Origin of the sequence: Moraxella sp. CTOTU47724 (genome assembly GCF_032014955.1) — a bacterium.
In the GTDB taxonomy this organism is placed as follows: domain Bacteria; phylum Pseudomonadota; class Gammaproteobacteria; order Pseudomonadales; family Moraxellaceae; genus Faucicola; species Faucicola tetraodonis.
Map to the genome: position 1 here is coordinate 51,230 of NZ_DALZSV010000008.1, position 14,331 is coordinate 65,560.

Genomic DNA, 14,331 nt, shown 5'->3' on the forward strand with positions numbered 1-14,331 from the left:
ACTTGAAAACGCGCTACAAAAAATTGATAAATACGGTCAATTTGTGATGAAAAAACTGGTTAATCGACGCTCATTAGCTGAGCTACAAGGTATCGGTCAAGGCAAAACCGTATTGATTACCGGTGCTAGTTCAGGGATTGGCGCGATGATGGCACGCCGATTTGCTTATCTAGGCTATGATTTGGCAATTTGCGCCAGACGAGAAGAGCGATTAAATGCGTTAAAGCAAGACATTGAAAGCAAGTACCCTATCAAAGTCGCTGTCAAAACTTTGGATGTCACCGATTATAATCAGATTTTTACGGTATTTGATAGCTTTGTGAGTGACTGCAAAACCCGAGGTAAAACCATTGATAAAATTATCGTCAATGCAGGGGTGGGCGATAGCCGAGTCATTGGTCATGGACGCTTTGAGACCAATCGCCATACCGCTGAAGTCAATTTTATCGCGGCGATTGCCCAGTGTGAGGCGGCGATGAAGATTTTCCGTGCCCAAAACAGCGGTCAGTTGGTGGTCATCTCAAGTATGTCAGCGGTGCGCGGTTTGCCCCGTCATCTTACCACCTATGCCGCTGCCAAGGCGGGACTGGCAAATTTAGCCGAAGGCATTCGCGCTGATATGATGCAGGAAAAACGTCCGATTACTGTCACCACGATTTACCCTGGTTATATCCGTACCGAGCTTAATATCGGTGCCAAATATTTGCCGTTTGAAAGTACAGAACAAGAGGGTGTCGAAGCGATTGTCGAAGCGATTGAAGCCAAAGTAAATGAAGCCTTTGTCCCAGCATGGCCTTGGCTGCCGATTGGGATTGGTATGAAAATATTGCCGCTTAAAGTTATGACCAAATTTTTATAAGCCCATGTTTAAAAAAATTTTAAAGTCTCAGCATAATCAACAACGCCTTGGCAGCTGATGGCTTGTTTCATGCTAAAATCTTGTTTTATGGTTCTTCAAAAGTTTGTCCATGCATCAAGCCATCAACAACGTCGCAAAAGCCCCCATGATTGCTCGCTATACCTGGTTAGCTATTATGGTCGCCGCCATGATTTGTGCCGACCAGTGGGGCGTTGCCAAACAGCAAATCACTCATCTACTCACGATTACCATTATGTATGGGGTCAGCGTTGAGCTAACTAAACGCCTAATGGCTATTCGACAATTTAACCCACAACACTCTTGGGTCACAATGGCGGGATTTATCGGGGATTTACTGGCGTGGTCAGCCTTTATTTATTATTCAGGTGGCGCCGCCAATCCGTTAATTACCTTATTTTTGACGGTGATTGCTGTGGCGTCTATGGTGATGCGCACCGTGCACATCATCAGCTTGTCGATGCTGTCAGTTGGGCTATATACGCTGTTATGGTATTGCTATGTGCCGCTGACCCTTAGCCACCATGATCATGCGGTGGGTCAAAAACTCCATTTACTGGGTATGTTTGGGGTGTTTATTTTTGCCGCCATCATGTTCACTGCTTTAACGGTTTATTTTAAACAAGCGATGAGCCGCAGTTATCAGGCGCTTGAGCAAGCGCAGCAAGCGATTCACCAACAACGTCGGTTGCTTGCCATCAGTAGTCTTGCTGCCAATATCGCCCATGAGATGAGCACGCCGATTGCATCGATGCAATTACTGAGCGATGACATTGCCCAGCAATTAGAGGAAGACGACGAGTTATTGGATGACATAAAACTGTTACAGTCACAAATCGACGTCTGCCGCCAATCGCTGCACAAGCTCAAATCCCATATCCAATCCAATGCGCTCCCGCCAGCGCAATCAGAGCCATTGGCATGGGTAACGTCATCAAATTTACAAACGCTATTGCCCAAAGTCGTCAATGATTGGCAATTTATCAACCCCCATGTTGAAGTAGCACTCAATGTACCACCACAACCGATCGATGTGCCCTTGAGTGAAGAACAGCTGTATTCTATTGTGATGAATATGCTCAATAATGCCATGCAGGCACAAGCCACAATGCTTAGTATTAGCGTACAGCTTGCTCAAAACGTGATGATTATTATTGAAGACAACGGACAGGGTATCGACAGTAGCATGGTACAGCGTATCCAACACCAAATCGCCATCGAATCTGATCATGGCTTAGGGCTTGGCTTGACGATTGCCAAAACGGTTATAGAATATGTTGGCGGACACCTTGAGCTGACCAATAAGCAAAATTCACCCGTGAAAAAAAGGTTAGATGATTCAGGTACGTGCGTAAAGATAACTTTACCAGTAATCGATGCGCCCGCCAGTTTGTTGTAGGAGACTAGATTGCAACACCCATCCCTGTTAACAGAGACATGGCTTATCATTGATGATGATGAGGTGTTTTGCCGTATTTTAAAAAAGTCATTGGAAAAACAGGGCAATCAGGTATTAACGGCCAGCAATGCCGATAGCGCGCTACAACTGGCAAAGAAGCAATTACCCAAGTTTATTGTATTGGATCTCAACATCGGTGATGACAATGGTATTCATCTGATTGAGCCTTTGCTCGCTATTACCCCCACCGCCAAAATTTTAATGCTTACTGGCTATGCCAGCATTGCGACCGCCGTCAGTGCAGTCAAAATGGGCGCGTATCATTATTTGCCTAAGCCGTGTAGCCTGGATGACATCTATAAAGTATTGGACATCGTAGCAACCCCTACAAAGTCAATCGGTAGTGCCACAGATGAACGTTTGTCACTTGAACATCACGAATGGGAATACATCCACCAAGTATTAGATGAATGCCAAGGCAATATCAGTGAAGCGGCGAGGGTACTCAAAATGCACCGGCGCACTTTACAACGAAAACTTCAAAAAAAACGTAAAGTGGATGCGCAATAACCTTTTTTAACCGCACACAGCAGCCCACAAATTATCGGCCGAGGCAGCCAAAAAGTTGGGTGAGCAAAAGACACAAAAAAAGCGCTTATAATAAATAAGCGCTTTTTTGATAGCTATTTTCTGATATCTAGGCAAATGGCTAATCAATCAATGCAGCGTTATTCACGCCACGCGTTATCAAACCATTTACGATAGTAGGCTTAGCTAACCTTAGATAGCAACGATATTGCTAGCTTGGTCGCCTTTTTGACCTTGGGTCACAACGAAAGATACGCGTTGACCTTCGCTCAATGTTTTGAAACCTGAGCTTGCGATTTGGCTATAATGTGCGAAAACGTCTTTGCCGCCATTGTCTTGTTCGATAAAGCCGAAGCCTTTTGATTCGTTAAACCATTTTACGGTGCCGTTTACAGTATTTGACATAGGATTGTCCTTGATTAAATAGATTTTAAAAGTGGTCATCTGACCCTAAAGCTGGAACTAAGCCACAACACGATTCTATTCGGTATGAAAGAATTGCGGCAGTTTTGATACACGATTCACTTAAAATCTAGGACACAAGCGTAATGGAAACGAACTTAGAATAGACTTAATGTAATGCGATTGAAACTTCTGACTGCTTTCTAGCTGTTGTCCAGTATATAGTAATACAGGCAGATAGCAAGGAATATCACAATAGTTTTGTAAGTGAACTGTGTTAAAGCCAACTTTTTACCTTTATTTCATTCAAAGGCTGGTTTTCAGTTAAAACAAGGGCTGATTCTCTAACCCCCTTAAAAAATGGGCAAATCCTTCATCAGCGCGGGCGTCAAGGCGACTACTGGTCATCACGCGTACCAAATTACTCCAAATAATGGGTAAATTGGCTTGCTCAAATTTTTTCACCAAACCCACATCTTCATGGCAAGTTAATTCATCAAAACCACCCACCGCCAGATAATCTTGACTGGCAAAGCTCAAATTCGCCCCATGAATATGGCGATGATTCATACAATCTTGATAATGGGCGAGGTATTGCTGTTTGGTACTCTCTGACAACGCATCCCAACAATCGACACTCACTACGCCACATATCATAGCTGTGGGCATAGTTGTGGGTTCGGCTTTTAGGTGTTTGATTTGTGCAACTAACCAATCAGCTTCCACTATACTATCGGCATCGGTGCAAGCAATCCAATCAGCCCCTTGTTCTATTAAGTAGCGCACGCCCAAATCCCTGACTTTACCCACACAGCGAAACTCACAGCGCATCCAGTCTACGTGGGCGTTTTGTACTTTTGATAAGGTATCATCATCACAGCTATCTAGCACGACCACCATTTGTACCGCTATGTCGCTTGATAGCTGAGCAATCGCCTGTTTAATCGCATCCAAACACGCACTGATGTTATCGGCTTCATTATGGGCAGGGATGACTATGCCGATTTTTTTGGGTCGCCGCTGTGGGGCTGGAGTATTTGGCATGATGTTTTTCTCAGTTATTCCACTAGATTTTCTTGCTTGGCAAGGCTTTGGTGATTGGCTTGCCAAATGGTCAACAAAAAATCTTGGTCAATCACATGACTTTGCTGAGGGTAGTGCAGCTGTTGTTGCAAACTGTCGTGGACTGTTTCGCCTGTCAGTTGAAACCCGTCAATCGGATAGCGCCAATGACAAGCTAAAATCACACCATTGTCGGTTAATGCGCTGTTTAGCCAAGCGATGACTTCGGTCAGTGCGTCAGGCGCCAAGTAGTATAAAATCTCACTGACCACAATCAAATCAAATCGCTCACTGGGTAAATCCTGCGGTATCAAGCCTTGCATCACCTGCACATGCGCCTGGTTTTGCAGACGCTCACTGGCAAGTTCGACTGCCTCAAGCTGCCCATCCACACACCGTAAATAATCGCAGCGCTGGGCTAACTGCTCACTAAATACACCATTGCTACAGCCCAGTTCAATCGCCTTGGCAAAATGTGGGTAGGGCAACAATGACAAGCAAATCGCGCGTTTTCGCACTTCATACCAGCGTTTTTCATATTGCCAAGGGTCGCTACTATCGGCATAAATTTGGGCAAAATACGCTGACACATCAGTCATGAAGATATACCTCAAACGGTTGGCTAAGCCTAGTTAACGTGGTATCTGACAAAATAGGCGCTGTTCCCGTTGTTGGGTCAGCATAGATTTGACTGCTAAAACAGCGCATGGCATAATTTTTTCGCTGCGCCTGCAATTCGCTTAAATCAAATCGCCATGCCTTGTGCCAGGGAATACGGCTATCGCCAGGTTTTGCCCAATGCCATGCCCAGATCAGCACGTGATAGCAAGTTAAATTTAGGCGGCTTTTAAAAGCATTGGCAAAACGCTGCACCACTTGCCCAGTGCCTTCATGGTCGGGATGACCATCGTATGCAAATGGGGTGATTAAAATATCAGCGGGCTGAATCAGCGATGTTAACTTGTCAAAAAAATCCACTTGTCGGCCAAAAACTTCACCATCAGGAAAATTTAAGCTCGTCATCGACACATTGGGCAAATCCAAACTGCTATCGAGCGTTTCAAGCGCAAGCTGACTTTCAAGTGCTCGAATTTTTGCCAGTTTGTCGGTCGGATACAGCGGTGAGTTAGGGTGGCTTTTCTCGCCTTGGGTGACACTAACAATCAATACTTGATTGCCTTGAGCCACCAACGCTTGCAGCAGCCCACCACAGCCCAAAATCTCATCATCTGGGTGCGGCGCAAAAATACACACACGCCGATGTTTGGGAAAATGGGTCGATATATCGAGTCTGGTGAGACTGTCTAACCCTTGCCACGCTTGCCAGTCTTGTGCAGATGTGCCGTCGCCAGCAATTAAACGGTCACCCACAATCGGATGCAGTGGGGCGGGCTTAGAATCTACAGTTGCCATAATGCCCCTTGTGAATCGCCTAGCTGTTCGGCAGTCAATTTGCCAATCGCTTCACTGTCAAATGCGCCATGGGTTTGACGGATAAATACCGATAAATCTGCTGCTAGCCGTGCAAAATGGGCGTTTTTGCAATAAGGCGTTGCGCCCAAGGCTTTACCCACTTTTTCAAGCACTAGCATGGCGGTAGTCTCCACTTGCGCTCTTAAGATACGGATGGCGAGTGCATGACTTTGGCTAGGCTCACTATCGATTAATTGCGCAACTTGATAAAAGTACGCTTGGGTGACACTGAGTGCTTGCGACACTTCGCCAAGATAAAGTGCTTTAAAGGCTTGGGGTTTTTGCTGATAACTGTCCAATAAAAACTGTGCCAACTGGGCTGCCGCGCCATACCAACAAGCCGCTACCCCTGCTGCACCCTGCCAAAATCCTGGGCGGTCAAGATAAGGGCTGCTACCTTTGGCAATCGCATTTGATATGATTTGGGTGGCGTTAGCGCCTTTTAGATGGAGCGTGGCTGTCGCCGTGTAGGGCATACCTACCGCATACCAACCGCTGTCATCAATGGTGATTTGCGGTTGCTTCATGGCTAACATCAGCAATTGGGCGTTATTATGGGTATCTCGGAAACTGACCAAGCCATGATCGACAAAGGTCGCACCCGAACACCACAGTTTTTGTCCCGTGCATGTTTCGCCATCAAAACGCAGTGGCTCATCACCGCCTTCTGCTGCCCATACTGCCCATAGGCCTTCAGCGATATCGTCCACGCCCAATTCTGCCAGAATCGCCAATGCATCAAGATGCGACTCAAAAAATTTGACCAAGTTCAAATCACAAGCAGCAACCTGTGCTAATACTTGCCAGCGCTGTAAAGTATGACCGTTTGCGGGCAAGGCAATTTGAGCGGACAAAAGCACCAACTGCGACAAAGTTTGCTTTAATTGTGTCACATAAGCAGCATCGCTTAGTTTAGGTGATGTATCAACCGTTCTGCGAAAGTCTTGCAAAATAGCGGTGATTAATTTGCCCAAGTCTGATTGGTGATAGTCGGTAGGTAAAGCATGATCCAACACTGGTGTCATTGTGAATTTCTCATTGGCTGTTTTGTTGTCTATTTTATTATCTGTTTTATTGGGTTATAGAATTTTATCCATGTGGGTCAAATCTGCCAAAAAATGCGCTCGCCACGTGTCAATATCGGTCTCATAAATGCCCTGTAGTAGCGATTGGTGATGTTGTTCCCGTTGTTGTTTGGTCATGGTTAATGCTTGGTATAATCCCTCTATCATGCTGTCGTTGTCAGTAGGGTCGACCAAGATAGCTTGCTGAAGTTGGTGCGCTGCCCCCGCATTTTTAGACAAAATTAAAATCCCTGCGTTTTGTTCATCCTGTGCGGCAATGTATTCTTTTGCCACCAAATTCATGCCGTCTTTTAGCGAATTAACCCAACAAATTTGGCATTGCCTAAATAACGGCATTAAATTGTCATGACTGACGGGGTCTTCTTGATAGATAATCGGTTGCCAACTGGCAGTAGCAAATTGGCTATTAATTTGCTCAACTAGGGTATGCACTTGTTGTCGTAACTGTTGATAAGTCTCAATATCAAGACGGGATGGGCAAGCAATTTGATACAGCTGAATCCGTTCAAGATATTGCGGATAACGCTGCAAAAAGGCGGCAAAAGCTTGTAAGCGTTCGGGAATACCTTTGGTGTAATCCAGTCGTTCCACCGCTACAATCGTGGTGATAGTTGAAGTGAGACTTTTTAACACAGCTAGGTCAGACAGCGGTTGACTGGCAAGCTTATGAATATAGACGGGATTGATACCAATCGGATAGGCTTGTATTAAGGTGGTATGATTGCCATGGGTAATCAGTGTACGCGCATTTGTTTGCGTAATCTGGATGGCGTGGGGGAGTAGCTGCTCAATCACCGCGACACAATTTTGAGCGTCTGGTTGGGTTTGTAATCCAACCACATCATAATCGAGTAATTGATGGATTAAAGTTTGACCATAGGTCAAAAAATCCCATACCCATAACTGGGGAAATGGAATATGCAAAAAAAAGCCAATGCGCTGTTTCATGCCTAAGTCACGGCAATGCCTTGCTACCGCAAAAAAATGATAATCTTGTATCCAAATCATATCGTCAGGCTGCGCTATTTGCTGTAGTTGTTTGGCAAACATACGATTGACAGCTTGATAAACGCTAAAATCTTCACTACTTGATACAATCAAATCCGTGCGGTCATGCATCCCCGCCCAAAGTCGATTATTGGCGTAACCACAATAATACTTTTCATATTGTATGGGTGAAAAAGCCGTCGTGACATAGGTGACTTTATCATGCTGCTCAGTCGCAAATTGATTGACGGTATCGGGCATATCGCTGATATTTGTCACTACTTGACCGTTCCAACCGACCCAAATACCGCCATCTTTGGCAAGGGCTTCTTGAAGCGCTACTGCCAACCCGCCTGCCACAGCTTTAGGTGACTTTTTACTAGGTAAATTAACCCGATTCGATAACACAATCAACTTTGACATAGGGTCAATAATCCTTGAAGTAACGCGGTAACGGCTGAGACGTCGCTCACATAATAATGCGCATGGGTGGGTTCACAACCGACTTTGACACCAATTCCTTTGATATCACTACCTTTCTTATTTGATGTATCACCATAACTTTGTACGGCAATAAATCCTGCTTCATCGGTCACATCATCGCCGATAAATATCGGACGGCAATGAGGGTGATAGTGTTTTAAAACATGGTTAATGGCACTGCCTTTATCGACCCCTTGCGGCAATAGCTCATACACACATTTGCCCGCTTTAAGTTGCCAATCATTAAAATCATGCCCAATAGCTTGCATAATGGTTAAAGCGTTATCGGCAAGTTCGGGATGCTCACGAAAATGCAGTGCCACACCAAAAGGTTTTTGCTCAATGCGCCAGTGTGGATGATCACTAGTGGCGTTAATGACGCTTTGAATAATTTGTTGTAGCTGCGCTGAATCAATATCCACCAAACAATAGCTATCGATTAGAGTATCGCATTGCAAACCATGACTACCAATCACCGGCAGTTTTAACGGCGCTGTCAAACGTCTAGCATCAGCAACCGACCGCCCTGTTACTAGCCAAAGGGGTAGATGATTTTGTAACTGCGCTAAAATTGCTAAATTATCATTGCTGATAAAACTTTGTTGGGGATCGGAGTGAAATTCACTAAGCGTCCCATCAATATCTAACAATAGCAAAAAATCACCAACCCCTTGCACAACTTTGGCTAAATTATTGGCTAAAAGTTGTGAGGGGCTAGTGATGGAATGCTTAATCATGGTATCAAGCTGATTAACGCTCATTTTATCATTCTAAATTAACCATGCTAAATCTATCCATGACAAGGTAAAATTACGGCGTCAAAATCACTTTTCGACATTCTTCTTCACGTTTTTCAAAGATTTCATAACCTTTTGCCGCATCCGATAGATTCATACGATGGGTAATAATCGCTTCAGGCGATAAATCCCCATTTTCAATATGTTCCAGCAGTTGTGGCAAGTATTTATGTACATGAGTTTGACCCATTTTAAAGGTTAATCCTTTGTCAAACGCATCACCCATCAAGAAACCATGAATTGGACCTGCATACACCCCAGGAATACTGACTGTACCACCACGGCGTACCGCTGCCATACACTGGCGTAATGCCGCGCCACTTGAGCCTTCAAGCTTAAGCGTCGTTAATACCGTTTCAACTATGCTACCTTTTGATTCAAAACCAACAGCATCAATCACCGCATCGACACCACGATGCCCCGCAGTTTGCTCAATAATGGCTTCTGCGGCATCAACTTTGTCAAAATTGACAGGAATTGCGCCATATGTATCTTGTGCGTATTGCAGACGATAGTCATTGTGGTCAACGATGAATATTTGTGCCGCGCCTAACATTTTGGCACAAGCAGCTGATAGCAAGCCCACAGGTCCTGCACCATAGATAGCCAAAGTCGAACCTTTGGTGACGTTGGCATTCGTCACCGCTTGCCATGCAGTCGGCAAAATATCCGATAAGAACAACACTTTCTCATCAGGCAATGAACCTGGAACTTTGAAAGGACCAAAATTGGCTTTTGGCACACGCACATATTCTGCTTGTCCACCCGGCACACCGCCATATAAATGACTAAAACCGAACAATGCCGAAGGTGGCGGAATAAGCTTTTTGTTCATCGCCGCGCCGGGACCCTCATTGGTGGTCTCACAGGCTGCCATCAAATCATTTTGACAAAAAAAGCAGCTACCACAGGCAATTACAAAGGGTATCACCACGCGATCACCTTTTTTTACCGCCGTGACCTCAGCGCCCACTTCTTCGACAACCCCCATAAATTCATGACCAAAAATATCGCCTTCTTCGGTCGCAGGGATTTTGCCACGGTATAAATGTAAGTCCGAGCCACAAATGGCGGTAGCAGTGACTTTTAAGATAATATCATCTTTGGCTTGTAATTGTGGGTCGGGAACATTGTCGACTCGAACATCTTTGGCACCGTGGTAGGTTAATGCACGCATGGGTATTACTCCTGGTTATTGTTTTGATGTTATTGTTTTTTGACTGTTATTTCACCAAATAAAGCAGCGCCACTGAACTAATATGTTATGGGGCGTTATCATTTGATGTTGTGCAGAGTAACATGCGCCATGCATGGTTGTTGTCTATTCATGTAGTAGATAGGTTAATGTAATGTAAGTAATCTTAAAATAAACCATTGAAAATATTATATAATTTTAATAATTGTCCATAAAATTTTAGTATCAATTTTTAGCTATGGCTTAAACTTTGGTTCGCGTAATTTTTTTAAAAAATAACGGTCAAGGCGGCTAATAAAAATCAAGCCGCTAATTCGCTATTAGGTATTAAAAGGAAACGCATATCAGCCAACAACAAAAACTCAGTCAGTAAAACTGATTAGGTGTATCCCTTTGGAAGTTATATATTAAGCCAAGCTTTGGTTATCCATGACTTTATCTACATTTTTATTGTCAATTTTTGATAAGTAACACGATGAATTTTGTAAGCTATTGACCCAAGTGGTAATCGAAAACATAGCTACCATCAATCTTCAAAAAAAAATTGACAATTAAAAAATTTTAAAGATGGATATTGAAACGATTTATCAAAACACCATATCAATTTTAGTTCAAAGCTAATTAGTTAAAAGCTAAAAGGAAAAATAATAATGCAATTTGATAAATTTACCAATGCCTTACAAAACGCGGTTCAGCAGGCACAAACGCTCGCTGTCACTCGTGATCATACCGCGATTGAGCCGATTCATTTAGTGTCAGTGCTACTCAATGAACCGAGTAATGCCAATGTGTATGAACAAGCAGGCGCAAACTTAAGTCAGTTAAAAACAGACGTACAACAATCGCTCAACAACCAAGCGGTGATTGGTACACCCACAGGTGATGTCAATCTTAGCCCAAATACGGTTAAGATTTTAAATCTAGCCGAGCGTCATGCGCAAAAAGCGGGCGATCAGTTTTTATCCACCGATTGGGTGCTGGTTGCCCTAGCAGAGACGGGCGATACCGCAAAACTGCTTGCAAAAGCAGGGGTCAATGAGCCAAAACTAAGACAAGTCATTAATTTTATTCGTGGGGGTGATAAAGTGGATACACAAAATAGCGAAGACCAACGTGATGCCTTAAACAAATATACCATCGATTTAACCGCACGTGCCGAATCGGGCAAACTTGACCCCGTGATTGGGCGCGATGACGAAATCCGCCGTACCATTCAAGTATTGTCACGCCGTACCAAAAACAACCCTGTGCTCATTGGTGAGCCGGGTGTGGGTAAAACTGCCATTGTCGAAGGATTGGCACAAAAAATCGTCAATGGTGACGTGCCAGAAGGCTTGCGTAACAAACGTGTATTATCGCTTGATTTGGGGGCACTGATAGCGGGCGCAAAATTCCGTGGTGAGTTTGAAGAACGCCTAAAAGCGGTACTTAATGACCTAGCAAAAAGCGAAGGGCAAGTCATTTTATTCATTGATGAAATTCATACTATGGTCGGTGCGGGTAAAGCCGATGGCGCGATGGATGCGGGTAATATGCTCAAACCTGCGTTAGCGCGTGGCGAGCTGCACTGCGTGGGCGCGACTACCCTTGATGAGTACCGCCAATATATCGAAAAAGATGCTGCCCTTGAGCGTCGTTTTCAAAAAGTATTGGTTGATGAGCCTACGGTGGAAGATACCATTGCCATTTTGCGCGGTTTAAAAGAGCGCTATGAACTGCATCATGGGGTTGATATCCAAGACAGTGCGATTATTGCCGCGGCGCGGATGAGTAACCGTTATATCACTGACCGTATGCTCCCTGACAAAGCCATTGATTTGGTGGATGAAGCAGCTAGCCGTCTAAAAATGGAACTTGATAGTAAACCAGAAGCCTTGGGCAAACTAGACAGCCGTTTGATTCAGCTCAAAATGCAACGTGAAACCTTAAAGCATGAAGATGACGAAGGCGCAAAATCACAGCTAAAACTGCTCGACACCCAAATCAGCGAGCTTGAAAAAGAATACGCAGATTTAAATGAAATTTGGCAAGCAGAAAAAGCCCTCGTTAAAGGTAGCCAACAGCTCAAAGACGAGCTTGATAAAGCACGTATCGCCTATGAAAAAGCCCAGCGTGAAGGTGACTACGAGACCATGTCAAAACTGCAATACGAAACCATTCCACAACTGGAAAAACGTATTAAAGACTCTGACTTGGCTGAGCAAAAAGAGCAAGCAGGGGAAGCGCCAAGCGTCAAACTGCTACGTAATAAAGTCACCGAAAATGAAATCGCTGAAGTCGTTGCTGCTGCAACAGGCATCCCTGTTACCAAAATGATGCAAGGCGAACGTGAAAAAATGCTGCACATGGAAGAAAAACTGCATGAGCGCGTAGTCGGTCAAGATGAAGCGGTACAAGCAGTCGCCAATGCCGTGCGCCGTAGTCGTGCCGGGCTGTCTGACCCCAATCGTCCTAGCGGTTCGTTCTTGTTCCTAGGTCCGACAGGCGTGGGTAAAACTGAATTGACCAAAGCGTTGGCAAGTTTCCTGTTTGATGATGAAAATGCCATGATTCGTATTGATATGTCTGAATTTATGGAAAAACACAGTGTCAGCCGTCTTGTCGGCGCACCCCCAGGCTACGTGGGTTATGAAGAAGGTGGGGTGTTGACCGAAGCCGTACGCCGCCGCCCCTACAGTGTGGTATTGTTTGATGAAGTAGAAAAAGCGCATCCTGATGTGTTTAATATCCTACTGCAAGTGCTAGACGATGGTCGCTTGACCGACAGCCAAGGTCGCGTTGTGGACTTTAAAAACACTGTCATTATCATGACTTCAAACCTTGGTTCGCATAAAATCCAAGAGATGGCAGGCGATAGCTACGAAGAAATCAAAGCGGCAGTGATGAATTCAGTCAATCAGCATTTCCGCCCAGAGTTTATTAATCGTATTGATGAAATCGTGGTGTTCCATCCATTAGGGCAAGAGCAAATGGCGGGTATTGCAGATATTCAACTCTCACGTTTACGCAAACGTCTTCAAGAGCGTGACATGAATATTGTATTGTCAGATGAAGCCATGAGTCAATTGGTCGCTGTGGGTTATGACCCTGTGTATGGTGCAAGACCGCTAAAACGCGCCATCCAGCAGGAAATCGAAAATCCGCTGTCAGTCAAATTGTTATCGGGCGAGTTTGTGGCGGGCGATACCATCAAAGTAGATGTCGATGCCCAAAATAAATTGACCTTTGATAAATTGCGGATGAGTTAATTTTCTCACCAAAAAAAACGGCTCTCACTCGAAAGCCGTTTTTTTTCGCCTATGTGTAGCAAATTACAGTATAATTCTGCCTAAATTTGAAATTTGAGGAAACAAAATGTCGATCAAATCCGACCGCTGGATACGCCAAATGGCACAAGAGCATGGCATGATTGAGCCATTTGAAGCAGGTCAAGTACGTGTGGGCGAGCAGGGACAAAAATTGGTCAGCTACGGCACCTCAAGCTATGGTTATGATGTCCGCTGCGCGCGCGAATTTAAAGTATTTACCAATGTCCATTCTGCCATCGTTGACCCAAAAAACTTTGATGAGCGTAGCTTTATTGATATCGTGGGCGATGAATGTATCATCCCGCCCAACTCATTTGCCTTGGCTCGTACTGTCGAGTATTTTCGTATTCCCCGCGATGTATTGACCATTTGTTTGGGAAAATCTACCTATGCGCGCTGCGGTATTATTGTCAATGTCACGCCGCTTGAGCCAGAATGGGAAGGGCATGTAACGCTTGAATTTAGTAATACCACCAACTTGCCCGCGCGTATCTATGCCGGTGAGGGCGTGGCGCAAATGCTATTTTTCCAAAGTGATGCCGATGATGTATGCGAAACTTCCTACAAAGACCGTGGTGGTAAATACCAAGGTCAAATGGGCGTGACTTTACCCAAAGCCTAAACGATAAGCAGTAAGCAGTCATATAGACCCACTTCGGTGGGTTTTATATTTTA

13 protein-coding genes are annotated in these 14,331 nt (G+C 44.6%); 5 read left to right on the top strand and 8 right to left on the bottom strand.

The window, feature by feature from the left end:
- Window positions 1-46 precede the first annotated feature (46 nt).
- The 3 genes from RTR63_RS03295 to RTR63_RS03305 all read left to right on the top strand — a co-directional run bounded on the left by RTR63_RS03295 (window position 47) and on the right by RTR63_RS03305 (window position 2,846).
- Window positions 47-859, top strand: a complete 813-nt coding sequence (locus RTR63_RS03295; RefSeq protein WP_312522660.1) for an SDR family oxidoreductase — start codon at window positions 47-49, stop codon at window positions 857-859.
- Between the two features lie 109 nt (window positions 860-968).
- Window positions 969-2,276: a sensor histidine kinase gene (locus tag RTR63_RS03300; RefSeq protein WP_312522638.1), complete on the top strand. Its 1,308-nt coding sequence runs from the start codon at window positions 969-971 to the stop codon at window positions 2,274-2,276.
- 9 nt (window positions 2,277-2,285) lie between these two features.
- Window positions 2,286-2,846 (top strand): response regulator transcription factor, encoded by a 561-nt coding sequence (locus RTR63_RS03305; protein ID WP_312522640.1) that lies wholly within the window; start codon window positions 2,286-2,288, stop codon window positions 2,844-2,846.
- 210 nt (window positions 2,847-3,056) lie between these two features.
- Here the strand turns inward: RTR63_RS03305 and RTR63_RS03310 are convergent, their stop codons facing one another.
- From RTR63_RS03310 to RTR63_RS03345, 8 genes are all read right to left on the bottom strand, one after another.
- Window positions 3,057-3,269 (bottom strand): cold-shock protein, encoded by a 213-nt coding sequence (locus RTR63_RS03310; RefSeq protein ID WP_007116258.1) that lies wholly within the window; start codon window positions 3,267-3,269, stop codon window positions 3,057-3,059.
- Between the two features lie 321 nt (window positions 3,270-3,590).
- A complete protein-coding gene (locus RTR63_RS03315; RefSeq protein ID WP_312522642.1) occupies window positions 3,591-4,310 on the bottom strand; it encodes a glycosyltransferase family 2 protein in 720 nt (239 codons plus the stop codon).
- A gap of 14 nt (window positions 4,311-4,324) precedes the next feature.
- Window positions 4,325-4,927: a class I SAM-dependent DNA methyltransferase gene (locus RTR63_RS03320; RefSeq protein WP_312522644.1), complete on the bottom strand. Its 603-nt coding sequence runs from the start codon at window positions 4,925-4,927 to the stop codon at window positions 4,325-4,327.
- Window positions 4,920-5,741: a PIG-L deacetylase family protein gene (locus RTR63_RS03325; protein WP_312522646.1), complete on the bottom strand. Its 822-nt coding sequence runs from the start codon at window positions 5,739-5,741 to the stop codon at window positions 4,920-4,922. The genes RTR63_RS03320 and RTR63_RS03325 overlap by 8 nt, the downstream gene beginning before the upstream one ends.
- Window positions 5,729-6,826 (bottom strand): acyl-CoA dehydrogenase, encoded by a 1,098-nt coding sequence (locus RTR63_RS03330; protein WP_312522648.1) that lies wholly within the window; start codon window positions 6,824-6,826, stop codon window positions 5,729-5,731. Before RTR63_RS03330 ends, RTR63_RS03325 begins: the two co-directional genes overlap by 13 nt.
- Before the next feature lie 54 nt (window positions 6,827-6,880).
- On the bottom strand, window positions 6,881-8,296 hold the full coding sequence (locus RTR63_RS03335; RefSeq protein ID WP_312522650.1) for an alpha,alpha-trehalose-phosphate synthase (UDP-forming): 1,416 nt from the start codon (window positions 8,294-8,296) through the stop codon (window positions 6,881-6,883).
- Window positions 8,284-9,117, bottom strand: a complete 834-nt coding sequence (gene otsB / locus RTR63_RS03340; protein ID WP_312522652.1) for a trehalose-phosphatase — start codon at window positions 9,115-9,117, stop codon at window positions 8,284-8,286. Before otsB ends, RTR63_RS03335 begins: the two co-directional genes overlap by 13 nt.
- A gap of 49 nt (window positions 9,118-9,166) precedes the next feature.
- Window positions 9,167-10,330 carry a zinc-dependent alcohol dehydrogenase gene (locus RTR63_RS03345; RefSeq protein WP_201664370.1) on the bottom strand — a complete coding sequence of 388 codons (1,164 nt, stop codon included), beginning with the start codon at window positions 10,328-10,330 and terminating at the stop codon, window positions 9,167-9,169.
- A gap of 668 nt (window positions 10,331-10,998) precedes the next feature.
- Here RTR63_RS03345 and clpB point away from each other — a divergent pair.
- The gene (gene clpB, locus RTR63_RS03350) at window positions 10,999-13,596 is read left to right on the top strand and encodes an ATP-dependent chaperone ClpB (protein ID WP_312522654.1); all 2,598 of its coding nucleotides are present in this window, start codon (window positions 10,999-11,001) and stop codon (window positions 13,594-13,596) included.
- 106 nt (window positions 13,597-13,702) lie between these two features.
- Window positions 13,703-14,278 (top strand): dCTP deaminase, encoded by a 576-nt coding sequence (gene dcd / locus RTR63_RS03355; protein WP_007116249.1) that lies wholly within the window; start codon window positions 13,703-13,705, stop codon window positions 14,276-14,278.
- Window positions 14,279-14,331 lie beyond the last annotated feature (53 nt).